Below are 21,780 nucleotides of genomic sequence, written 5' to 3' on the forward strand. Positions count from 1 at the left end.
GAACGCCCATGACCACGAACGCGGTCTCGACCGATACGGGGTTGGACGCGCTGCTTACCCTGCTGCATTTGCAGGGTGTTGCGGCCGACCGCGACCAGCTCAGGCACCGGGCCGGAACGGCCGTCTTTGGCGCAGCAGACATCATCCGCTGCGCCAAATCTCTCGGCCTCAAGGCACGAACCTATCGAACGCAGTGGAGTCGTCTGTCGGGCAGCCCGCTGCCGGCGATCGCGATGCTGCGCGACGGCAGCTTCATGGTCATCGCAAAGGCCTCCGCCGACAAGGTGCTGGTGCAATCGCCGCAGGCACAGCGCCCGGTGCTGATGGAGCGCGACGAGCTGTGCGCGATCTGGGACGGCGGACTGATCCTGATGGCCCGGCGCGCCGGGCTCTCCGACCTCGGGCGCCATTTCGATATCACCTGGTTCATCGCCGCGATCGGCAAATACCGGCGACTGTTCGGCGAGGTGCTGGCCGCCTCGTTCTTCCTCCAGCTTTTTGCGCTGGTCTCGCCTTTGTTCTTCCAGGTCGTGATCGACAAGGTGCTGGTGCACCGCTCGCTGTCCACGCTCGACGTGCTCGTCATCGGTCTGGTCGTCGTCTCGCTGTTCGACACGGTGCTGGGTATCCTGCGCAATTATCTGTTTGCGCATACGACCAATCGCATCGACGTGGAGCTGGGAGCGCGGCTGTTCCATCACCTGCTGGCATTGCCGATGGCATGGTTTCAGGCGCGGCGCGTCGGCGATTCCGTGGCGCGGGTTCGCGAGCTCGAGAACATCCGCAACTTCATCACCAGCTCGTCGCTGACGCTTCTCATCGACCTGTTCTTCACCTCGGTATTCCTGGCGGTGATGTTCGCCTATTCGCCGCTGATGAGCTGCATCGTGCTGGCATCGTTCCCGTTCTACATCGCGATCTCGGCGGTGGCGACGCCGCTGTTCCGCCGCAGGCTGGACGAGAAATTCCGCCGCGGCGCCGAGAACCAGGCCTTCCTCGTCGAGAGCGTCAGCGGCATCGAGACGCTGAAGGCGATGGCGGTCGAGCCTCAGATGCAGCGCCGTTGGGAAGAGCAGCTGGCAGGCTACGTCTCGGCGAGTTTTCGCGTCACCAGCCTCGGCAACACCGCAAGCCAGCTCGTGCAGTTCGTCAGCAAGGTCGTGACTGCCGCCATTCTCTATGTCGGCGCGCGCCTCGTGATCGGCGACGCGTTGACCGTCGGCGAGCTCGTAGCCTTCAACATTTTTGCGGGGCGCGTTTCGGCACCCGTGCTGAGGCTGGCGCAGGTCTGGCAGGACTTTCATCAGGCGCGGCTCTCGATCGCGCGGCTTGGCGACATCCTCAACAGCGCGGCAGAGCCGGCTTATTCGGCGGCGCGCGCGGGGCTGCCGCCGATCCTGGGCAATATCCGGTTCGAGCACGTGTCGTTCCGCTACCGGCTCGATGGGCCGGAAATCCTGCATGACGTCTCGTTCGATGTTCCGGCCGGGCAAACCGTCGGCATCGTCGGATCGTCGGGCTCGGGCAAGAGCACGTTCGCCAAGCTGGTGCAGCGGCTCTACGTTCCTCAAGGCGGCCGCGTGCTGATCGACGGAATGGATCTGGTGATGACCGATCCGGCCTGGCTCCGCCGCCAGATCGGCGTGGTGCTCCAGGACAACATGCTGTTCAACCGCTCGGTGCGCGACAACATCGCGCTGGCCGATCCGACCCTGCCGATGGACCGCGTCATGGACGCAGCAAAACTTGCGGGCGCGCATGATTTCATTCTGGAGCTTCCCGAAGGCTACGACACGGTGGTCGGCGAGCGCGGCTCGACGCTCTCAGGCGGGCAGCGCCAGCGTATCGCGATCGCCCGCGCGTTGGTGACCAATCCCCGCATCCTGATCTTCGATGAAGCGACCAGCGCGCTCGACTATGAAAGCGAGCGGATCATCCATGAGAACATGAAGGAGATCGCCAGAGGCCGCACCGTCCTGATCATCGCGCATCGGCTGTCCACCGTTCGCGGCGCCGATCGCATCTTCACGCTGGAGCGCGGCCGTCTGGTCGAGGACGGCACGCATGACGCGTTGATCAAGACCGGCGGCCGATACGCGGCCCTGCATCGCCTTCAGGGAGGGATCTATGAGGTCGGCTAGCGCGGTGCCGGCGCCGTGGCCGGAGCAGACCGTCGTTCCCTTCCGGAAAGCGAAGGGGCGGCGCACTGAAGAGATCGCCTTCCTGCCCGCGGCGCTGGAGATTGCCGAGGCACCACCGTCACCGATGGGCCGGGCCATCGCGATGGCCCTGATGCTCCTTGTCTGCGCGGCACTCGCGTGGTCGGCATGGGGCACGATCGACATCGTGGCGTCCGCAACCGGGAAGGTGGTGTCGAGCGGGCGAAGCAAGGTGGTTCAGCCGTTCGAGACCGGGGTGGTGCGCGCCATCCACGTGCAGGACGGGCAGGCGGTCAAATCGGGTGATGTGCTGATCGAGCTCGATCCGACCGTGAATGCCGCGGAGCGCGATCACCTGCACGACGATCTCATGGCCGAACGGCTCAATATGGCGCGTCTCCGCGCCGCATTGGCGAGCGGCGAAGATGCCTCCGCCGATCTCGTCCCGCCTGCGGATGCCGATCCCTCGCTGGTCGCGACACAGCGGCAGCTTCTTGCCAATCAGGTCAGCGAGCATCGCGCCAAATTGGCGTCGCTTGCGCGCCAGCAGGCGCAGAAGGAGGCCGAGCGTCAGACCATTGCGGCGACGATCCACAAGCTGGATGCGTTGCTCCCCGTCACCCAGCAGCGCGTCGATATCCGCAAGATTCTGATGGAGAAGGAAATCGGCTCGAAGCTGACCTATTACGAGACCCTTCAGCTTCTGATCGAGCAGCAGGAGGAGCTTCGCGTCCAGAGCAGCCATCTGAAGGAAGCCGAGGCGGCCGTCGCCGCGATCCGGGAGACCCGCACCCAGGCCGTGGCGGAGTATCGCAAGAGCCTGTCCGACGAACTCGCCAAGAGCGAGCAGAAAGCCAACGGCGTCGCCCGCGATCTGATCAAGGCGCAGCAGCGCACCCGGCTCCAGCGGCTGACCTCGCCGGTCGACGGCGTCGTGCAGCAGCTTGCGGTCCACACCGTGGGCGGTGTGGTCACGCCCGCGCAATCGCTGCTGGTGATCGTGCCGTCAGATACGCGGCTCGAGGTCGAGGCGATGATCTCCAACCGCGACATCGGCTTCGTCGAGGCCGGGCAGGGCGCTGCCGTCAAGATCGACACCTTCAACTTCACCCGCTACGGCCTGCTGGAGGGACGGGTGCTGAGCGTCTCGCAGGACGCCATCATCCGCGATCGTCCGCCGGGAAGCGACCGCGCGCTCGGGACGCAGCGCGACAGCAGCGAGCCTAACGGGCAGGAGTTGAGCTACAGCGCACGCATCTCGCTCGATCGCACCCAAATGCAGGTGGACGATCGCCTCGTCAGCCTGTCACCGGGAATGGCCGTGACGGTGGAGATCAGGACCGGCTCGCGCACGATCCTGAGCTATCTGTTGTCGCCGCTTCAGCGCTACCGGCACGAGATCATGCGGGAACGGTAGATCCCACAGCTCCGACGGAGCCGTATCAAGCCAGCCCACCATTCTCGGCGGATCGCATGGGCCTGATGGCGTTCGCCCGGATCGCGATTGCGACACTTTGACTGACGTCGCTTTCCGGATGGCCGTGCGGCCGGCGATGCGCTTTTATGGCGCGATAAGGAATCCGGAGGGAACATGCGCTTCGTCACGATCGTGTCGGCTCTGCTTCTGTCGCTTGGTGCGGCGGTCGCCCAGGACTATCCGTCGAGAACCATCACCGTGCTGGTGCCATACGCCGCCGGCGGACCGACCGACACCATCGCGCGCCTGACCGCGGCAAGCATGGCGAAATCCCTCGGGCAGCAGATCATCGTCGAGAACGCGACCGGCGCCGGCGGCACGATCGGCGCGACCCGCGCCGCGCGTGCCCAGCCGGACGGCTACACGCTGCTGGTCCATCATGTCGGCATCTCGACCGCGGCCACGCTGTATCGCAACCTGAGCTATGACACGAAGACGGCCTTTGCGCCGATCGGGCTCGTGACCAATGCGCCGATGACCATCATCGCACGTCCGGATTTCCCGGCCGACACGCTCAAGGAACTTGTCGCCTACGCCCAGCAGCAGGGTGACAAGCTGACTTACGCCAATGCCGGGTTAGGTGCGGCATCGCATCTCTGCGGCATGCTGTTCATGTCGGCGATCCAGAAGCAGCTCACCACGGTGCCCTACAAGGGCAACGGTCCGATCATGAACGATCTGCTCGGCAAGCAGATCGATCTCACCTGCGATCAGGCGACCAACACGACCGGCCCGATCACGGCCAAGCAGGTCAAGGCCTATGCGATCACCACCAAGGAGCGGCTGAAGAGCCTGCCTGATCTGCCGACCGCCGATGAGGCCGGCCTCAAGGGGTTCGAGCTCGGCGTCTGGCACGGCCTCTATGCCCCCAAGGGCACGCCGCCCGCGGTCGTTCAGAAGCTGACGGCGGCGCTCCAGCTCGCGCTCAAGGATCCCGCGCTGATCGCCCGGTTCAACGACATCAACACCGAGCCGGTCCCGCAGGACAAGGCGACGCCGGAGGCGCTCGGGGCGATGCTGACCAGCGAAGTCGACCGCTGGGCGCCGATCATCAAGGCGGCGGGGCAGTATGCGGATTGAGGCGTTTGATCCGTAAAGAGCATGCTGTCCAGCGGCTTATAACTGGGTAGCTTGTTACCCGTACTGTGCATGGGGTTGTTTTCAAGGTTTTGAATCTAGCCCGCCGCTTCGTCGAACTGCGTGCTCGCCTCAAGCCACTGTTCCTCCGCACGCGCCAGCGCGTCGGCGGCGTTGGCGCGGGCCTTCGACAGTTGCGCGGCCTGCTTGGGATCCCGGGTGAAGATGTCGGGCAGGGCGAGCGCGGTGTCGATCTTGGTGATGATCTCGCTGACGCGGGCGATCTCGCTCTCGGCTTCCGCGATGCGCTTCTTCAGCGAACCGCGATTGTCCGATCGCGGGCGCTGCGGCTTCTCGCTCGCGGCGCTACGCTCGCGCGTGGCGGGCTCGTCGTTGCGCGCCGACAGCACCAGGCGGCGGTACTCGTCGAGGTCGCCGTCATAATTGGTGACGGTGCGGTCGGCGACGATCCAGAGCCGGTCGGCGCAGGCCTCGATCAGATAGCGATCGTGCGAGACCATGATGACCGCGCCGGGGAATTCGTTGATCGCTTCGGCAAGCGCCGCGCGGCTGTCGATGTCGAGATGGTTGGTCGGCTCGTCCAGGATGATCATGTTCGGGCCGAAGAAGGTCGCAAGTCCCAGCAGCAGCCGCGCCTTCTCGCCGCCTGAGAGCTTTGCGACCTTGGTGTCGGCCGCCTTGCCGGAAAAGCCGATCGCGCCGGCGCGCGCCCGCACCTTGGCTTCGGGCGCATCGCCCATCAGCTTGCGGACGTGGTCGTAGGCAGAGCCGTCCTCGTTCAGTTCGTCGAGCTGGTGCTGCGCGAAGTAGGCGATCGACAGCTTGTCGGCACGCGTCACCTTGCCTGAGAACGGCGCCAGCCGTCCGGCGAGCAGTTTTACAAGTGTCGACTTGCCGTTGCCGTTGGCGCCCAACAGCGCGATGCGGTCGTCATTGTCGATGCGCAGCGTAACGCGGCCCAGGACCGGCGACGCCGGATCGTAGCCGACCGCGGCGTTGTCGACGGCGATGATCGGCGGCGACAGGATTTTCTCCGGCGCGGGAAAGCTGATCTCGCGCACGTCCTCGGTGACCAGCGCCGTGATCGGCTTCAGCCGCTCCAGCATCTTCACGCGGGACTGCGCCTGGCGCGCTTTCGAGGCCTTGGCCTTGAAGCGGTCGACGAAGGCCTGCAGGCGCGCGCGTTCGGCCTCCTGGCGCTTGACCGCCTTGGCATCGAGCAGCTCGCGCGCGGCGCGCTGCTCCTCGAAGGAGGAATAGGTGCCCTTGTAGAGCGTGAGCTTGCCGCGCTCCAGATGCAGGATCTGGTCGACCGAGCTTTCCAGCAGGTCGCGGTCGTGGCTGATCACGATCACCGTGCGCGGATAATGCGCGAGATGATCCTCCAGCCACAGCGTGCCTTCGAGGTCGAGATAGTTGGTGGGCTCGTCGAGCAGCAGGAGGTCAGGGGCGGCGAACAGCGTGGCGGCGAGCGCGACGCGCATGCGCCAGCCGCCGGAGAATTCGGCGCAGGGGCGGAGCTGGTCGGTGGCGGAAAAGCCGAGGCCGGAGAGGATCGCGGCCGCACGGCTCGGCGCCGAATGGGCGTCGATGTCGACCAGCCGGGTCTGGATCTCGGCGATCCGGTGCGGGTCGGTCGCGCTCTCCGCTTCGTGAAGCAGCGCGTCGCGTTCGAGGTCGGCCTTGAGCACGACGGAGATCAGGCTTTCGGGGCCGTTCGGGGCTTCCTGCGCGAGGCTGCCGACGCGCCAGCGCGGCGGCAGGGTGACCGTGCCGTGCTCGGCCGCCAGCTCGCCGCGGATCACCTTGAACAGGGTCGACTTGCCGGTGCCGTTGCGCCCGACCATGCCGACGCGCGCGCCGGGCGTGATCTGCACGGAACTCTGGTCAATCAGAAGGCGTCCGGCAAGGCGGATGGAGAGATCGGTGATAGCAAGCATGCGGCCTTGTCACCGCAAGGCGCGTCGAACGCAACCCGTTTTTGCGTGAGCCTCACATCAGTGCGAATCGCGGTCGCGCTGCTTCAACTCGTCGAGGAGCTGTTCGAGATGCGTCGGGAGCCGCGGTTCGGGGCGCAGGCTCTGCTGAAGCCGTTCGCCCACCGCATCGCAAATCGAGCGGCTGGTGCGCCGGTCGATCTGTTCGCTGTCATTGGCAAGAAGGCCAACCATTGTGGGGTTCCGTGTTCTCAAAGTGACGACACGGTACCAAGTCCTTGGCCCCCCAATTGGTTTCGCCGCTCGCGGAGATTGCCCGCCACTCTAGTAAAAATTGCATGAAGCCGGGCAATAGCCGCCGAAATACAAAGCCCCGGCGCAGGGGAACGCCGGGGCTTCGCTTGGAAGGTACCTGGGGGCCTAGGTACCTCAGGAAGGTGCTGTCGGGCTCAGTAGCAGCGGTTGATCAGCCGCCAGCGGGGTCCCCAGGGGGTCGGGACCAGCCGGCGCACGTAGCAGCCGCCATAACCGTAGGAGACGGGGCCGCCGGCATAGAAGCGCGGTCCACCCCAGCCGTGATGCCAGCCACCGCCGCCGCCGTGCCAGCCCCAGCCGCCATGCCAGTGAGCGGAGGCGGAGGTCGGCGCCAGCGCGGCACCCAGCGCAACCGCGGCGACAGCGGCAAGCGAAAGTTTCCTCAACATGGTGATCTCCTAAAGATGCCGGCGCGGGGCTATCGCGTCGATGGAAAGGCCGCCGAAACGGTCTGCCCAATGATCAGGCTTAGGTTTCGATGGGACTGACCTTACGCCGCCGAGCCTGAACCAAGCCCTGAACGGAGCCTTCAGATTGGGTTCATCTGGGTGAAATCTCGGTAATCCATGACTAGGTACGGCGGGCAGCCTGCGGCGAAGCGTCCGGGGGCTGTTCCGGTGGTCGCTTGCCGTCTGGCAAAGGCGCCGATATAAGCCCCGCAACTCGAAAACCACCGCTTTCTTCTCAAGGACAAGATTATGGCCCTCGAACGCACTTTCTCGATCATCAAGCCCGATGCGACCGCGCGTAACCTGACCGGTGCGGTCAACGCCGTGATCGAGAAGGCGGGCCTGCGCATCGTCGCGCAGAAGCGCATCCGCATGACCAAGGAACAGGCCGAGACCTTCTATGCCGTGCACAAGGCGCGCCCGTTCTTCGGCGAGCTCGTTGAGTTCATGACCTCGGGCCCCGTGGTGGTCCAGGTGCTGGAAGCCGAGGGCGCCATTGCCAAGTACCGCGACGCGATGGGTGCGACCGATCCGTCCAAGGCCGCCGACGGCACCATCCGCAAGCTCTACGCAAAGTCGATCGGCGAGAATTCCGCTCACGGCTCGGATGCGCCGGAGACCGCCGCGATCGAAATCGCGCAGTTCTTCTCGGGCAACGAGATCGTCGGCTGATCAGCCGATAGGTTAATATCGACGGGGCGAAAGGACGTATTGTGAACTGGCTCTGGCAGATCTTCGATCCCGCTACGATCGGGGCATTCTTCACCCAGTTTCGCAACGAGATGGCCGAACCGACCTTCTGGATTGCGGTCGGCAAGATCATCTGGATCAACATCCTGCTCTCCGGCGACAACGCGCTGGTGATTGCGCTCGCCTGCCGCGGCCTCAAGCCGCGGCACCGGCTGTGGGGCATGATTTTCGGCGCCGGCGCAGCCGTGCTGCTGCGGATCATCTTCACCGGCATCGTCGCGAGCCTGATGGAGCTGCCGTACCTCAAGCTCGTCGGCGGCCTCGCGCTGATCGTGATCGCGGCGAAGCTCCTGGTGCCGGAGAACGAGGACGAGGAGGGCGTCGAGTCCGCCTCGCATCTGTGGCAGGCGGTGCAGATCGTCGTCGTCGCCGACATCGTCATGAGCCTCGACAACGTTATTGCAGTGGCCGCCGCAGCCAATGGGAGCGTGCCGCTGCTGATCCTCGGTCTCGCCATCAGCGTGCCGCTGATCGTCGCCGGTGCGGCCCTGATCATGGCGCTGCTGGCAAAGCTGCCGGTCCTGGTCTGGGCGGGTGCAGCACTGCTCGGCTGGATCTCGGGCGAGGTGATCGCGACCGATCCCGGCATCGCGCCGAAGCTGCACACGCTGTTCGACGGCCCACTCGGTGCCTCGCTGGACAGCATGCTCGGCGCACTTCGCATCCCGCCCCAATTCGCCCATGGCGGCGGAGGCGGCGAATATCTCTGCGCAGCTCTCGGTGTCGTCGTCGTGCTGGTCGTCGGCAGTATCTGGCGCCGGCGCAGCCTGAGCGCGGCCGCGCTGGAATCCTCCGAGCGCCACGCCAAGGCCTCGGCGGAGTAATCTCTACGGCATGATCTGGTTTTGCTTGCCTCTTCCCGGCGGGGAGAGGTGTTGCGCGCGATCATTCCGGCAGTCGCCGTCCCCACTGACCCGGTCATCATAGCTCCGCACGCCGGCGAGCATTGCCGCCTCATGGTGGACTCGCGCGTCAAGCGGTCACGCACAGTGCGGCCGGGCACTTCGTGGGGTGACCCACAGCGCTCTCAACCTCTGCGCGATTTAGACTTTGACTTATTATAAACTACTGAAATTAAAGGTGTTTTTATTGACTTGGCGGCTCATGCCGCGGCACGTCGCTCCGGTATTTATTCCTATCAAACCGGAAGCTGTTGAGAGATGTCGTCGAGAGCCACTTGCCGTCCCGTTGCCATTCTTGCCGCTACCGTCAAATCACATCCGAAGTTCTCCAGACCGACGGCCTTCGCGGCCTCTCTGGTCTCCATCGCCCTGTTCGGCGACGGCTTCCTTCACCGCACCAGCGCGCAAAGCGCTGCGCCGGAGACGGCGACAGCCTTGCCGGCGGTGACCGTCACCGCCGACGTGCCGAAGCAGCGTGCACGCCCGCGTTTGAACCCAAGTCGAAGGGCAGGCCGTCAAGGCGCGCCTGCGAATGAACGGGCCAGGATGCAGGCGGAAGCGAAGCCCGCTGCTGCAAGGCCCGGCGCACTCCCGCCCTCCTACTCAGGTGGGCAGGTCGCCCGCGGAGGCCAGATCGGCTTGCTGGGCAACAAGGATTTCATGGACACGCCGTTCAACATCACCAGTTACACGGCGAAGAAGATCGAGGATCAACAGGCCAGCACGATAGCCGACGTCGTCAGCAACGACCCTTCGGTCCGTTTCACCGGCCAGGCCGGCGGCATTCTCGACTCCTTCTTCATCCGCGGCTTTCCGATCGGCGAGGGGAATGTCGGTGAAATTGCCTTCAACGGTGTCTACGGTGTCGCACCGAACTACCGTGTCTTCACCGACTACGTCGAACGGATCGAGATCATCAAAGGCCCGGCCGCGCTGCTTTACGGGATGGCCCCGAACAGCAGCGTCGGGGGCACCATCAATATTGTCCCGAAGCGTGCTTCTGATGTCGATCTCACGCGGGTTACGACCGACTACGCGACGAACACCCAGCTCGGCACGCATCTCGACGTCAGCCGACGGTTTGGCGAGAACCGCGAATTCGGAATTCGGGTCAATGGCAGCTATCACAATGGTGACACGCCGCTGGACAACCAGAACCGGGAGGCGCATGTCGGCGCCGCGGCGTTCGATTATCGCGGTGAGAAATTCAGAGCTTCGCTCGACTTCATCGATCAGGAAGAAAAGTTCGACGCGCCCACGAGACCGTTTCTGGTCGCAACAGGCGTGGCTGTCCCGACCGCGCCGGTCGGGAGGCGCAATGTCACGCAGGCCTGGGAATGGGCCAAGGTTCATGACAACTCGCTGCTGGCGCGCGCCGAATACGATGTAACGGAGTCCGTGACGGTGTTCGCCGACGGCGGTGGCGGTAGGACCCAGGTCGATCGCTTGTTCGGCACGCCGACGATCCTGAACGCGGCCGGCAACACCACGTCGACACCGGGACGCTTCAAATTCGATATCGACCGGAATGTCGCCGACGCCGGTGTGCGCGCCCGGTTTGAAACCGGCGCGATCAGTCACGCCGTGAGTTTCCAGGGCAGCTACTACACGGATCAGATCTCACGGGGCTCCGTGTCCGGAACGCCGGTTCTGTCCAACATCTATGCGCCGATCGCCCGTCCTGAGCAGTTCGTCGCTGCTCCAGCGACGGTTCCGAAGCTTTCGGATACCGAACTGACTGGCCTTGCGTTGGCTGACACTTTGTCGGTTTTTCAGGAGCGTCTTCAGCTGACCGTTGGCGTGCGCCAGCAGGGGGTCAAGTCCAACAACTTCAATACCACCACGGGAGCGGTCACGTCCTCCTATGACCAGACGGCGCTCACGCCGATGGTCGGTCTCGTCGTCAAGCCCTGGAGCAACGTTTCGCTCTACACCAACTACATCGAAGGGCTCAGCAAAGGCGACATCGCACCGACGACAGCGAGCAATCAGGGGGAAGTTCTTGCGCCTTACTTCAGCAAGCAGCACGAGGCAGGCGTCAAGGTCGACTTCGGAATGCTGGCCACCACGATCAGCGTGTTCCAGATCACCAAGCCGTCGGGACAATTGGGTGTCGACAAGGTCTTCCGGGCCGACGCCGAACAGCGCAATCGCGGCCTGGAGTTCACCGTATTCGGAGAGGTGCAGCCGGGCATACGAGTCCTCGGCGGCGTGACGTTGATCGATGCGGAGCTGACAAGGACAAGCACGCCGACCAATCTCGGCAAGACGCCGATCGGTGTGCCTCAGGTGCAGGCAAACCTGTCCGCCGAATGGGACACCCCCTTCGCACCCGGACTGACGCTGGTCGCAAACACCATCTATACGGGACACCAGTATCTGGATGCGGCCAACACGCAGTTCGTTCCGGCCTGGACGAGGCTCGACCTGGGTGCCCGCTACAACACGCGGATCAACAACCGGCCGGTGACGCTGCGGGCCCTGGTTCAGAACGTGTTCGATACCAATTACTGGGCCGGCGTGGCGAGCTTCTCCGCCTTGTCGCAAGGTGCGCCGCGAACCCTGCTATTGTCGATGTCGACGGATTTCTGAGGCGGGTCGGCTTTGACGCGCGCAATGGCGATGTTGCCGGCCCCGAACCTCACCGGACGCGCACGGCGCGGGCTTCTGTGGGCTCATCGCTGGCTCGGGTTGCTCGGCGGGATCGTCGTGGTGCTGATCGGCCTCACGGGAAGCTTCATCGTCTTCTACCGGGAAATCGACGCCGCGCTGAACCCGGCGCTTTACACTCCCGCCGGTCGGGAACGAGAGGCTACGTTGAGCGAGGTGATGCGCGCGGCCGCGGCGGCGGATCCCGCGCCGATTGCCACGATCCTCGCGCCGGATCGGACCTGGCCGGTCTGGGTCGTGATACATGCACACGAAACTGCGAAAGGCCGTTACCCGAATCGTTGGACGACAATGGTCGATCCTTCGAACGGGAAGGTGCTCGGGCGGCGTGACTACATCAACGCGTTCTCCCTCAAGGTTTATCGTCTGCACTACACGCTGCTGCTCTATGAGTGGTGGGGCAAAGAGCTGGTCGGCGTTGCCGGGTTCATGCTGCTCGGCCTGGCCATGTCAGGCGTCATCTTGTGGTGGCCGAGGCCGGGTCGATTCTGGCGATCGGTGTCGGTCCGCAGGGACGTTTCGCTGCTTCGATTTGTTTTCGACGTCCATGGCACGGCCGGCTTTTGGGCGCTGCTCGCGCTCACGGTGATCTCGATGACCGGCGTCGGGATCATTTTTCCCGACGTGGTGCGTCCCATTGTTGGCCTTGTGTCGCAACCGACGGCCGATCCCTCGCCGCGGATCGAAGCGCCACCGCCGGCGGGGACACCGTCGCTATCACCTGATGCGATCATGCGGAACGCGCAAGCCGCCGCCAAGCCGGGCATGGCGGTTGCCATGCTGAACCCGCCAACCGAAACGCGCAACACGTGGCGGGTGCAGTTCCGGGCCGAGGGGGCCAATCCCGCGGTGCGTGCCCGCGGGGCGATCTGGCTCGATCCATGGAGTGGGGCAGTGGTGCACGACCGCACTTCGGCCGCGATGTCGATGGGGGATCGCTATATGGCCGAACAGCTCTGGATACACAACGGCGCGACGTTTGGACTGATCGGACGCCTGTTGGTGTTTGCAGCCGGCTTCGCACCTCTCGCCCTGTTCATCAGCGGCGGGATCATGTGGCTCAAGAAGCGTCCGGGGAGGATCAGGACCGGCCGGCTGGTCTAGCGCCGCACGATCGAGCCGGAGCGGCCGATCAGGCGGGCGAGGGCGCGGAAGCGGCTGCCGACGCGGTCGGCGACGAGGTCGACGAGCCGGTGCTCGAACACCAGCATCAGATTGCGGCCCTGGCTGCGGAAATGCGTGGCCGGCAGCACACCCGGGCGCGCCGCCGAGATCAGATGGGCGACGCGGAACGCCGCGCCCAGCAGACGGGCGCGTTCGAGCTGGGCCGGTGTCAGCAGCTCCTGCATGGTCACCGGCGGCTGGTTCTCCTCGCTCAGGCCCGCATAGCGGTAGAACACGGACAGGCCGACGAAGGCGCGTTCGGTGTGGGTGATTGCGCCGAAATTGCCGTTGACGACCAGGCTCAGCGTCTGCTCGCCGCGATGGTCGGGATGCACGCGCCAGCCGATGTCGGAGAGCAGGCACGCGGTGTGGCGCAAGCGGCGGTCCTCCTCGGTCTCGCGCAGCTTCACCACGCGCGCGAGGCGGTCGGTCCAGGCGATCAGCTCGCGGGCGTGCTTTGCCGAACGCGACAGCAGCTGATTGAGCTCTTCCGCGGCGCAGATCAGCCCGTCCTTGTTGCGCTCGGATTCCGACAGCTTCTCGTGCAAGAGGCCCTCGCGCACGCCGAAGGTCGAGAACACGATGGACTTGGGTTTCGCCACGCGGATGATGTGCTCGAGCACCAGCGCCGCATAGGTGAGGAGCGGACGCCTGGCATCCGCGACGATCTCGATATCGGCCAGCATGTCGGCGGCCGCAAGGCGGCGGAGACGACGCGAAAAGTCGAGCGCTTCAGCTGCGGAAATGGAGTAGCCGTGCATCACCTGGAGCGGATAGCCGCTCTGGATGATGTGGATGCGCGCGAGCGCGCGCCAGGTGCCGCCGACGGCGTAGAAGGTGCGGCCGCGGCCGGCGGTGAGCTGCGGTACCTCGTCGAGCTCCTCGCGCACGATGCGGTCGGCGCGCTTGAGCGATTTGTGCGCGAGGTCCTGGAGCGCGAGGCCGCCGAGCGGCAACGTCACGCCGCTGCGCACGCTATTCTTACGCACGTCGATCAGCTCGAGCGAGCCGCCGCCGAGATCGCCGACGATGCCGTCGGGATGGTGGATGCCGGAGATCACGCCGAGCGCCGACAGCCGTGCCTCGCGCGGGCCCGACAGGATCTCGATCTTCACGGCGCAGATGCGCTCGGCTTTCGCGATGAAGTCGGGGCCGTTGGAGGCGTCGCGGCAGGCTGCAGTCGCAATCGCAAATACGCGACCGGCCTGCATGACGCGGCACAGCGCCCGGAACCGCTTCAGTGAGGTCAGCGCCTTGTCGACGGCATCGGGCGCAAGCAGGCCCGTGCTCTGCACCTCGCGCCCGAGGCCGCACAGCGTCTTCTCGTTGAAGATCGGAATGAGGCTCCGTGTCAGTCCCTCGTAGACGACGAGACGGACCGAGTTGGAACCGATATCGATGACCGCGACGCTCGAGCCGCGCTTACGCGGCCGCTTCACGTCCTCGATCCCGGATCAAGACTGATGACGTTCATTACGGCGCGTGAGACGGCGCGGCGAGGATTCCTTGAGCGACTTTCCACGGCCAGATAGACTCGGATTTGTCATGAAGTAGTTGTGGACGTTGAAAGGCTCCTCGCCCTTCGTGGCCTTCATACGCGTCGAGGACCCGTCCGGCAACAATTGCCAGCTCTGCTCATTGTCCTTCAGATTCGCGACCATGATCTGTTCGAGAACCTGCTGATGCACCGTGGGATTTTGCAGCGGACACAGCACCTCGACGCGGCGGTCGAGGTTGCGCGGCATCATGTCTGCCGAGGAGATATACACAGCCGCTTTCGCGCTCGGCAGGCCCTGGCCCATGCCGAAACAGTAGATTCGGCCGTGTTCCAGGAAGCGCCCGATGATCGACTTGACGCGGATGTTCTCCGACAGGCCTGGGATGCCGGGCCTGAGGCAGCAGATCCCGCGCACGACGAGCTCGACTTGGACGCCGGCTTGCGAGGCCTCGTAGAGCGCGTCGATGATGTCAGGGTCGACCAGCGCATTCATCTTCATCCAGACCGCGCCGGGGCGGCCATGCCGCGCATGCGCGGTCTCGCCCTGGATGTGCTCGATGATGCGCTTGCGCAACGTCAGCGGCGACACCGCCATCTTTTCCAGATCGCTCGGCGCGGCATAACCGGTGATGAAGTTGAACACGCGCGCGGCGTCGCGGCCGATGGTCGGATCCGAGGTGAAGTAGGAGAGGTCGGTGTAGATGCGTGCGGTGACGGGGTGATAATTGCCGGTGCCGGTGTGGACGTAAGTGGTGAGGCCGCCGCCCTCGCGGCGCACCACCATCGAGAGCTTCGCGTGCGTCTTCAGTTCGAGGAAGCCGTAGACGACCTGCACGCCGGCGCGTTCTAGGTCGCGCGCCCAGCGGATGTTGGCCTCCTCGTCGAAGCGCGCCTTCAATTCGATCAACGCGGTGACGGACTTGCCGGCTTCGGCGGCTTCCGCCAGCGTGCGCACGATCGGGGAGTTGTTGGAGGTGCGGTAGAGCGTCTGCTTGATCGCGACGACATCGGGATCGCGGGCGGCCTGCTGCAGGAACTGCACGACCACGTCGAAGGATTCATAGGGATGATGGACGACGAGGTCCTTCTGCCGGATCGCGGCGAAGATGTCGCCGCCATGCTCGCGCACGCGCTCGGGATGGCGCGGCACGTAAGGGGTGAATTCGAGATCGGGCCGGTCGAGGCGGGTGAGCTGCGAAAGCTCGTTCATGGCGAGCACGCCGTCGACCAGGAAGACCTCGTCGTCGGCGGCCGACAGCGCATGCTGCACGAAGCTGCGCAGCTCCTCCGGCATCTTGGCGTCGATCTCTAGCCGGATCACCGACCCGCGGCGGCGGCGCTTCAGTGCGGTCTCGAACAGGCGGACGAGGTCTTCGGCCTCCTCCTCGATTTCAAGCTCGGAGTCGCGGATGATGCGGAAGGCGCCCTGGCCGTGGAGATTGTAGCCGGGGAACAGGCGGTTGATGAACAGCCCGGTCGCCTGCTCGAGCGAGATCAGCCGGACGACCTTGCCCTCGGCCGGCAACCGGATGAAGCGGTCGATCTTGCCGGGCATGCGGATCAGAGCGTTCATCTGCTTGCCGTCGGCGGCGCGCGTGAGCTGGAGCGCGATGGTGAAGCCGAGGCTCGGAATGAACGGGAAGGGGTGGGCAGGATCGATCGCGAGCGGGGTCAGCAGCGGGAACACGTTGTTGAGGAAGTAGTCCTCGATCCAGGTCCGTTCCGCCTTGGTGACGTCCTTGCCGTCGACCAGTGCGATGCCGACGTCGGCCAGCGTGCTGCGCAGGTCGCGCCAGATCGCCTGCTGGTCGGAGGCGAGCTGTGAGACGGTGCGGTTGATCAGCGCGAGCTGCTCGGACGGCGTCAGGCCATCGGGGGCGCGCTCGGCAATGCCTTCGCGCACCTGGGCCTTGATGCCGGCGACGCGAACCATGAAGAACTCGTCGAGGTTATTCGCTGAAATCGACAGGAATCGCACCCGCTCCAGCATGGGGTGGCTGGGATTGACCGCTTCCTCCAGGACGCGGCGGTTGAAGTGCAGCCAGGAGAGCTCGCGATTGATGAAGCGCTCGGGGCTTGAGGCAATCGCCGGCAGCCCCTCGATCTCCGGGGCTTTTTCTTTGATTTCAACGGCTTGCGCAGAGTCCATCAGAAGTCGATCCATCCAGTTCGCCCCAATTTGCGACTTATGCGCAAAACCGGCGGGAGCATGTGTTAGTCCGATGACGTTTCGATGACATTGATGTTCCGCCGTTGCGCCGCGTCAAGCGGCCTTGGAGCCAGCGTGGAGGGGTCAGGCGTCCCGAAGCAGCTCGGCGGCCAGCGCCCGCGTGACGGGGCGACCGAGGCGCAGGGCCTCGCTGTCGAGCAGCTGTACAGCCTCCCGTGCGGCCGCCGAGGACCGCTCCAGGCGGGTGGCGAGGTAGCTGACCACGCTCTCATCCACGGTGAGCTGGCGGTCGGCGCAGAACTTGACGATCAGACCGCGGAAGAGCTGGTCGTCGGGCGGCAGCAGCGAGATCACAGGCACCGCACGCAACCGCGACCGCAGGTCGCGCAGCTCGATCTCGAGCGACGCCGGTACCTCGCGGCCGGTGAAGAGCACGTAGGCCCCATCCTCGCGGGCGAGGTTCATCAGATGAAACAGGGCCCGCTCGTCGAACTCCTTTGCCTTGAGGTCCTCGACCACCAGCGCGCCGGTGGCGAGCGCTCCCGGGACGTTTTCGGCGGTCAGCCCATTGGCTGTGGTCGACCGGGCGCCGGAAGCCTCGGCCCAGATCGCGGCGAGATGGCTCTTGCCGCTTCCTTCCGGGCCGGCCAGCCACATGATCCGGTTCGGCCATTCAGGCCAGGCATCGATGAGGGCAAGACCGGCTTCGTTGGCGGGGCCTTCGAGAAAATTGTCCCGGCTGAGGCTTTCCGCGTGCGGAAGCGAGAATGCCAGTTGTCGGGGATGAACGCGGCCTGCCACGCTTGCTGTGCTCCGTGCCGGCACGCCGGCTTCGTTTGAAGAGATTCGACGTCATCGAGCGGGAGTTGGCCTTTTGCGGGGCCGCATCCCGGTTCATTTGGCCTCGATCGTGCTACTTGGCTTCGATCGTACTCATGTGCCGCAGCCACTCGACGAGATAGAGCGACACGGACGAGAGCGTGAAGATCGTGACGAGGCCCATCAGGATCATATCATAGGGCGCCGGTTTGAAGCCGAAGGCGAGGGAGGCCAGCACCAGCGCCGCATAGGCCACCTGGGCGGCGGTGTTGAGCTTCGACACCTTTGACGGCTTCATCTCGACCGGCTTGTCGAACAGCCAGGACACGATCACGGCGGCGACGATCATGATGTCGCGCGAGACCACCAGGATCACGATCCAACGGGGAATGTCGCCCCAGATGCCGAGCGACAGGTAGATCGACACCAGCAGGGCCTTGTCGGCGAGCGGATCGAGCAGGGCGCCGAGCTCGCTGGTCATGTTGAAGCGCTTGGCGAGGAAGCCGTCGACCGCGTCGCTGATGCCGGCGATGAGGAAGACGGCGAACGCCACCTCCATTTGGCTCGACACGATGGCCCAGACGATGATCGGGACCAGCATGATGCGGCCCAGTGTAATGATATTCGGAATACTCACGCGGCGCTTCCTGGCACCCGGCCTGACCTCGAATCCGGCCCGTTTGAAGGCTGAACCGGTTGATATCTACATAGTATAGGGCGGGGCGCCACGCTTGCCATTGCGCGTCCCCGGAATTCGACGTAACCAGCCGCAAACCCACTGGAAATCGGGCATGACCGACCGCAAAAACGGCCTCACTTACGCCGATTCAGGCGTCGATATCGACGCGGGCAACCGCTTGGTCGATCTGATCAAGCCGATGGTGCGCGCCACCGCGCGGCCCGGCGCCGACGCCGAGATCGGCGGATTCGGCGGCCTGTTCGACCTCAAGGCGGCCGGCTTCAAGGACCCCGTCCTGGTCGCCGCGACCGACGGCGTCGGCACCAAGGTCAAGATCGCGATCGAGACCGGCCTGCATGGCGGGATCGGCATCGACCTCGTCGCCATGAGCGTCAACGACCTCGTGGTGCAGGGCGCCGAGCCGTTGTTCTTCCTCGACTATTTTGCCTGCGGCAAGCTCGACCCGGAGGCCACCGCCTCGATCGTCGCCGGTGTCGCCGAAGGCTGCCGCGAATCCGGCTGCGCCCTGATCGGGGGCGAGACCGCCGAGATGCCCGGCCTCTACAAGGACGGCGACTACGACCTCGGCGGCTTTGCCGTCGGCGCCGCCGAGCGCGGTACCTTGTTGCCGCGCAAGGACATCGCCGCAGGCGATGCCGTGATTGGGCTAGCCTCGTCTGGCGTGCACTCCAACGGCTTCTCGCTGGTGCGCAAGATCGTCGAGCAGTCCGGCCTCAGCTTCGAGGCGCCGGCCCCGTTCGCGCCGGTCATGACGCTCGGCGGCGCGCTGCTGACGCCGACGCGGCTCTACGTCAAATCCTGCCTGCGTGCGATCCGCGAGACCGGCGCGGTGAAGGGGCTTGCCCACATCACCGGCGGCGGTTTCACCGACAACATTCCGCGCGTGCTGCCAAATCATCTCGGCGTCGGCATCGACCTGGCGCGCCTGCCGGTGTTGCCGGTGTTCAAATGGCTGGCCGCCCAGGCCGGTATCGCCGAGCTCGAGATGCTGCGCACCTTCAACTGCGGCATCGGCATGATCGCGATCGTCGAGCCCGACAAGGTCGATCAGGTCGTGCAGGTCTTCAGCGATGCCGGTGAGACGGTGGCGCAGCTCGGTACCGTGATTCCGGCCGAGGGCGAGCACCGCGTCGTCTACAACGGCCACCTCGACCTGGCACTGTGATGACTGGCGCTGCGATGAAGCGCCGCGTCGCCATCCTGATCTCCGGCCGCGGCTCCAACATGTCCGCGCTGATTAGGGCCGCTGCTGCAGCGGAGTTTCCGGCGGAAATCTCGCTCGTCATCTCGAACAAGGCCGACGCGCTCGGCCTCGAACGGGCCAAGGCGAGCGGCGTGAACACGCTGGTGATCGAGAGCAAGCCGTTCGGCAAGGACCGCGCCGGCTTCGAAAAGCTGCTGCAGGCCGCGCTCGATGAGCACGGAATCGAGCTGATCTGTCTCGGCGGCTTCATGCGCCTGTTCACGGCCGAGTTCACCAAGGCCTGGTACGGGCGGATGCTCAACATCCATCCCTCGCTGCTGCCATCGTTCCCTGGTTTGGACCCGCATGGTCAGGCTTTGCGCGCCGGCGTCAAACTGTCTGGCGCGACAGTGCACTTCGTGATCCCTGAGACCGATGCCGGCCCGATCGTGATGCAGGGCGCGGTTCCCGTCAGCGACCACGACACGGGCGCTACGCTGTCGGAGCGTATCCTCGAAGTCGAACACCGCATCTATCCGGAGGCGCTGCGGCTGCTTGCGACCGGCAAGGTCCGGATCGAGGGCGATGTGTGCAAGACGGTGGGTAGCGGGCCCTCGGAGAATTTCCTGGTGTCGCCGGTGGTGCGCTGAAGCTCCGCCGCACCGTGTTTCGTCTTCGCAAACAAAATCCCCCGGCAGAGCCGGGGGCATCGTCATGATCTCTCGCGCGAAGCTTTGAGAGAAATCAGGAGACCTTGAGGTTCTCCGCGGATGCTTTGCCGCGGTTCTCCACGAGGTCGTATTCAACCACCTGGTTCTCGTTGAGGGTCGAGAGTCCGGCGCGCTCGACGGCCGAGATATGGACGAACACGTCCTTATCGCTGCCGTTCGGCTTGATGAACCCATAGCCCTTGGTCGGGTTGAACCATTTGACGGTGCCCTTTTGCGGCATCGCTCATCTCCTCCACTAGATACAAAAAAGACGCGGCCGCAGTTTCGCGTGCCACGCCACAAACGGGCTTCCGGTAGTCTGTTCGAGTCTTAATGTCGCGAAACGCACAGCCGAGCGGCCAATTCCGATTGTGTCCAATATTGCAACATGAAATTCGCGCGTTAGCAAGCGGTGCACGGCTTTCAAGATCGCGGCGGGTGTCGCTGTCTGCTATTTGCGACCTGTGGCAAGGGAACCACAATCGAGGCAATAGCCCCGCTCCAGCGCGCCAACCGGTTGACCCTGCGTGGCAGTTCGGCACAAATCGCCGCAAGCGCGCGCCGTTCGTGTTGCATTTTTGCGCTCCGTCACTTTGCTTCGGGATTGGTCGTCATGCGCTGCGCCTTGCAGCTCTCCGAGACACGGCAGACAGTCGGGCTGGGCCGTGTCCGCCGGATCGCGGCCGGGCTCGTCATGGCGCTTGTACTCGTCGTGATGATGTCGGCGACATCAGCCTTCGCGCAGAGTCCGACGCCCACGCCGACCCCGACCCCGACACCCACGCCGTCACCGACCCCCATGCCGACCGCGACCAATTACGATCAGTCGGCCGGCAACAGTGCGCTCAATCTTGGCTCCAATTTCCTGGAGCGGCTCGGCGACCAGGCCTCCGGCGGCGTCAACCGTGCATCGCGCACCAATCCCGGTGGGGGCGGCGCCTCGGCGACCACGGAGGATCCGCGCTATCGCACCTGGTTCGAAGGCTATGGCATCTCGGTCCGGACCGATGCGCAAGGCGATTTCGTCGGCGACAAGCGCAAGACCATTGGCGGCGTTGCCGGCTTCGGCGCGCGGGTCGCGCCGGGCGTCAATCTCGGCTTCTCCGTCGACCAGAGTCATACCGACATCGACGTGCCGCTGGCGCTGCAGTCGGCGACGCTCGACCTGACGCAAATCGGTTTCAACGGCTCGGTCGACAAGGGACCGTGGACCTGGGCGTTCGCGGTGGTGCACGGTTTCGGCAAGGTCCGTTCCAGCAGGGACACCGGCGTTGGTCTTGCGACCGCGAGTTATCGTGCCGCGATCGACGGTGGCCTGACCGAAATCAGCTACTACTGGACCAAGGACCAGATGCGCGTCGTGCCCAAGGGCGCGCTCGAATATGTGCGCGCCACCAGCGCTGCGTTCCAGGAGGCCGGAGGGCTCGATCCATTGGACGTCGGCTCCACGGCACTCTCACGCGCACGCGTGATGATCGGCGCGGAGATCGGGCGCTACTTCATCTACGACCAGAAGATCCTGGACCTGTCGGCCTACGGCAAGTTCGTCGACAATTTCTACCAGAACCTGGGATCGGTGCAGGTCAGCCTGGGAACCCAGAGCATCGTCGTTCCCGGCATCGGGGAGGGCCGTTACGGCATGGATGCCGGCGCCTCGGCATCGCTCAGTCTCACCAGCGTCGCGCGGCTCTATATCAACTATGACGGCAGGTTCCGCAACGAGCTGACGTCGCACCAGGGCACGGTCGGCTTCGAATACAGATGGTGAGCGCGAAGTGC

The 21,780-nt window shown here is 64.9% G+C and carries 18 protein-coding genes; 10 read left to right on the forward strand and 8 right to left on the reverse strand.

The features are described 5' to 3' along the window. The first annotated feature begins 8 nt into the window (after nt 1-8). The 3 genes from AB7008_RS23820 (at nt 9) to AB7008_RS23830 (ending at nt 4,716) form a co-directional block, all read left to right on the forward strand. The gene (locus AB7008_RS23820) at nt 9-2,141 is read left to right on the forward strand and encodes a type I secretion system permease/ATPase (RefSeq protein ID WP_441259637.1); all 2,133 of its coding nucleotides are present in this window, start codon (nt 9-11) and stop codon (nt 2,139-2,141) included. After that, nucleotides 2,128-3,576 (forward strand): HlyD family type I secretion periplasmic adaptor subunit, encoded by a 1,449-nt coding sequence (locus AB7008_RS23825; protein WP_441259638.1) that lies wholly within the window; start codon nt 2,128-2,130, stop codon nt 3,574-3,576. The genes AB7008_RS23820 and AB7008_RS23825 overlap by 14 nt, the downstream gene beginning before the upstream one ends. 174 nt (nt 3,577-3,750) lie before the next feature. Further along, a complete protein-coding gene (locus AB7008_RS23830; protein WP_039149430.1) occupies nt 3,751-4,716 on the forward strand; it encodes a tripartite tricarboxylate transporter substrate binding protein BugD in 966 nt (321 codons plus the stop codon). Nucleotides 4,717-4,811: 95 nt separating this feature from the next. On the opposite strand, the gene AB7008_RS23835 is transcribed toward AB7008_RS23830, so the two are convergent. From AB7008_RS23835 to AB7008_RS23845, 3 genes are all read right to left on the reverse strand, one after another. Further along, nucleotides 4,812-6,674, reverse strand: coding sequence for an ABC-F family ATP-binding cassette domain-containing protein (locus tag AB7008_RS23835; protein WP_441259639.1), 1,863 nt, complete (start codon nt 6,672-6,674; stop codon nt 4,812-4,814). Nucleotides 6,675-6,731: 57 nt separating this feature from the next. Next, the gene (locus AB7008_RS23840; protein WP_441259640.1) at nt 6,732-6,905 is read right to left on the reverse strand and encodes a hypothetical protein; all 174 of its coding nucleotides are present in this window, start codon (nt 6,903-6,905) and stop codon (nt 6,732-6,734) included. 215 nt (nt 6,906-7,120) lie between these two features. Beyond that, a complete protein-coding gene (locus AB7008_RS23845; RefSeq protein WP_014495771.1) occupies nt 7,121-7,375 on the reverse strand; it encodes a hypothetical protein in 255 nt (84 codons plus the stop codon). A 309-nt stretch (nt 7,376-7,684) separates the two neighbouring features. On the opposite strand from AB7008_RS23845, the gene ndk reads away from it, so the two are divergent. From ndk to AB7008_RS23865, 4 genes are all read left to right on the forward strand, one after another. Continuing rightward, complete coding sequence (ndk, locus tag AB7008_RS23850; RefSeq protein WP_014495770.1) at nt 7,685-8,107, forward strand: nucleoside-diphosphate kinase; 423 nt, start codon at nt 7,685-7,687, stop codon at nt 8,105-8,107. A gap of 41 nt (nt 8,108-8,148) precedes the next feature. Beyond that, complete coding sequence (locus AB7008_RS23855) at nt 8,149-9,009, forward strand: TerC family protein (RefSeq protein ID WP_028157536.1); 861 nt, start codon at nt 8,149-8,151, stop codon at nt 9,007-9,009. 336 nt (nt 9,010-9,345) lie between these two features. Next, the gene (locus tag AB7008_RS23860) at nt 9,346-11,679 is read left to right on the forward strand and encodes a TonB-dependent receptor (protein ID WP_369525431.1); all 2,334 of its coding nucleotides are present in this window, start codon (nt 9,346-9,348) and stop codon (nt 11,677-11,679) included. Nucleotides 11,680-11,709: 30 nt separating this feature from the next. Next, nucleotides 11,710-12,861, forward strand: coding sequence for a PepSY-associated TM helix domain-containing protein (locus AB7008_RS23865; protein WP_441261240.1), 1,152 nt, complete (start codon nt 11,710-11,712; stop codon nt 12,859-12,861). On the opposite strand, the gene ppx is transcribed toward AB7008_RS23865, so the two are convergent. From ppx to AB7008_RS23885, 4 genes are all read right to left on the reverse strand, one after another. Next, nucleotides 12,858-14,360 carry an exopolyphosphatase gene (ppx, locus tag AB7008_RS23870; RefSeq protein ID WP_304494032.1) on the reverse strand — a complete coding sequence of 501 codons (1,503 nt, stop codon included), beginning with the start codon at nt 14,358-14,360 and terminating at the stop codon, nt 12,858-12,860. The two genes, AB7008_RS23865 and ppx, sit on opposite strands and share 4 nt — an antisense overlap. A 15-nt stretch (nt 14,361-14,375) precedes the next feature. Then, on the reverse strand, nt 14,376-16,568 hold the full coding sequence (locus AB7008_RS23875; RefSeq protein WP_028157532.1) for an RNA degradosome polyphosphate kinase: 2,193 nt from the start codon (nt 16,566-16,568) through the stop codon (nt 14,376-14,378). 144 nt (nt 16,569-16,712) lie between these two features. Beyond that, nucleotides 16,713-17,390 carry a DnaA ATPase domain-containing protein gene (locus AB7008_RS23880; protein ID WP_028157531.1) on the reverse strand — a complete coding sequence of 226 codons (678 nt, stop codon included), beginning with the start codon at nt 17,388-17,390 and terminating at the stop codon, nt 16,713-16,715. Between the two features lie 112 nt (nt 17,391-17,502). After that, the gene (locus tag AB7008_RS23885) at nt 17,503-18,045 is read right to left on the reverse strand and encodes a CDP-alcohol phosphatidyltransferase family protein (protein ID WP_014495762.1); all 543 of its coding nucleotides are present in this window, start codon (nt 18,043-18,045) and stop codon (nt 17,503-17,505) included. A 154-nt stretch (nt 18,046-18,199) separates the two neighbouring features. Here AB7008_RS23885 and purM point away from each other — a divergent pair, with 154 nt between their 5' ends. Then, nucleotides 18,200-19,273, forward strand: coding sequence for a phosphoribosylformylglycinamidine cyclo-ligase (gene purM / locus AB7008_RS23890; protein ID WP_028157530.1), 1,074 nt, complete (start codon nt 18,200-18,202; stop codon nt 19,271-19,273). Nucleotides 19,274-19,287: 14 nt separating this feature from the next. Continuing rightward, nucleotides 19,288-19,941, forward strand: a complete 654-nt coding sequence (gene purN / locus AB7008_RS23895; protein ID WP_441261241.1) for a phosphoribosylglycinamide formyltransferase — start codon at nt 19,288-19,290, stop codon at nt 19,939-19,941. 94 nt (nt 19,942-20,035) lie between these two features. Here purN and AB7008_RS23900 read toward each other — a convergent pair whose 3' ends face one another. After that, nucleotides 20,036-20,242 (reverse strand): cold-shock protein, encoded by a 207-nt coding sequence (locus AB7008_RS23900; RefSeq protein WP_007591938.1) that lies wholly within the window; start codon nt 20,240-20,242, stop codon nt 20,036-20,038. Nucleotides 20,243-20,614: 372 nt separating this feature from the next. On the opposite strand from AB7008_RS23900, the gene AB7008_RS23905 reads away from it, so the two are divergent. Further along, a complete protein-coding gene (locus AB7008_RS23905) occupies nt 20,615-21,769 on the forward strand; it encodes an autotransporter outer membrane beta-barrel domain-containing protein (RefSeq protein WP_441259641.1) in 1,155 nt (384 codons plus the stop codon). Nucleotides 21,770-21,780 lie beyond the last annotated feature (11 nt).

This window comes from Bradyrhizobium sp. 521_C7_N1_3, from assembly GCF_052075975.1.
GTDB lineage: Bacteria > Pseudomonadota > Alphaproteobacteria > Rhizobiales > Xanthobacteraceae > Bradyrhizobium > Bradyrhizobium japonicum.

Excerpts from the sequence above, each read along its gene's own strand:
- AB7008_RS23820 (WP_441259637.1), top strand. The coding sequence starts at position 9 with ATGACCACGAACGCGGTCTCGACCGATACGGGGTTGGACGCGCTGCTT.
- AB7008_RS23825 (WP_441259638.1), top strand. The coding sequence starts at position 2,128 with ATGAGGTCGGCTAGCGCGGTGCCGGCGCCGTGGCCGGAGCAGACCGTC.
- AB7008_RS23830 (WP_039149430.1), top strand. The coding sequence starts at position 3,751 with ATGCGCTTCGTCACGATCGTGTCGGCTCTGCTTCTGTCGCTTGGTGCG.
- AB7008_RS23835 (WP_441259639.1), bottom strand. The coding sequence starts at position 6,674 with ATGCTTGCTATCACCGATCTCTCCATCCGCCTTGCCGGACGCCTTCTG.
- AB7008_RS23875 (WP_028157532.1), bottom strand. The coding sequence starts at position 16,568 with ATGGACTCTGCGCAAGCCGTTGAAATCAAAGAAAAAGCCCCGGAGATC.
- AB7008_RS23840 (WP_441259640.1), bottom strand. The coding sequence starts at position 6,905 with ATGGTTGGCCTTCTTGCCAATGACAGCGAACAGATCGACCGGCGCACC.
- purN (WP_441261241.1), top strand. The coding sequence starts at position 19,288 with ATGAAGCGCCGCGTCGCCATCCTGATCTCCGGCCGCGGCTCCAACATG.
- purM (WP_028157530.1), top strand. The coding sequence starts at position 18,200 with ATGACCGACCGCAAAAACGGCCTCACTTACGCCGATTCAGGCGTCGAT.
- AB7008_RS23860 (WP_369525431.1), top strand. The coding sequence starts at position 9,346 with ATGTCGTCGAGAGCCACTTGCCGTCCCGTTGCCATTCTTGCCGCTACC.
- AB7008_RS23845 (WP_014495771.1), bottom strand. The coding sequence starts at position 7,375 with ATGTTGAGGAAACTTTCGCTTGCCGCTGTCGCCGCGGTTGCGCTGGGT.
- AB7008_RS23905 (WP_441259641.1), top strand. The coding sequence starts at position 20,615 with ATGCGCTGCGCCTTGCAGCTCTCCGAGACACGGCAGACAGTCGGGCTG.
- ndk (WP_014495770.1), top strand. The coding sequence starts at position 7,685 with ATGGCCCTCGAACGCACTTTCTCGATCATCAAGCCCGATGCGACCGCG.
- AB7008_RS23865 (WP_441261240.1), top strand. The coding sequence starts at position 11,710 with ATGTTGCCGGCCCCGAACCTCACCGGACGCGCACGGCGCGGGCTTCTG.
- AB7008_RS23900 (WP_007591938.1), bottom strand. The coding sequence starts at position 20,242 with ATGCCGCAAAAGGGCACCGTCAAATGGTTCAACCCGACCAAGGGCTAT.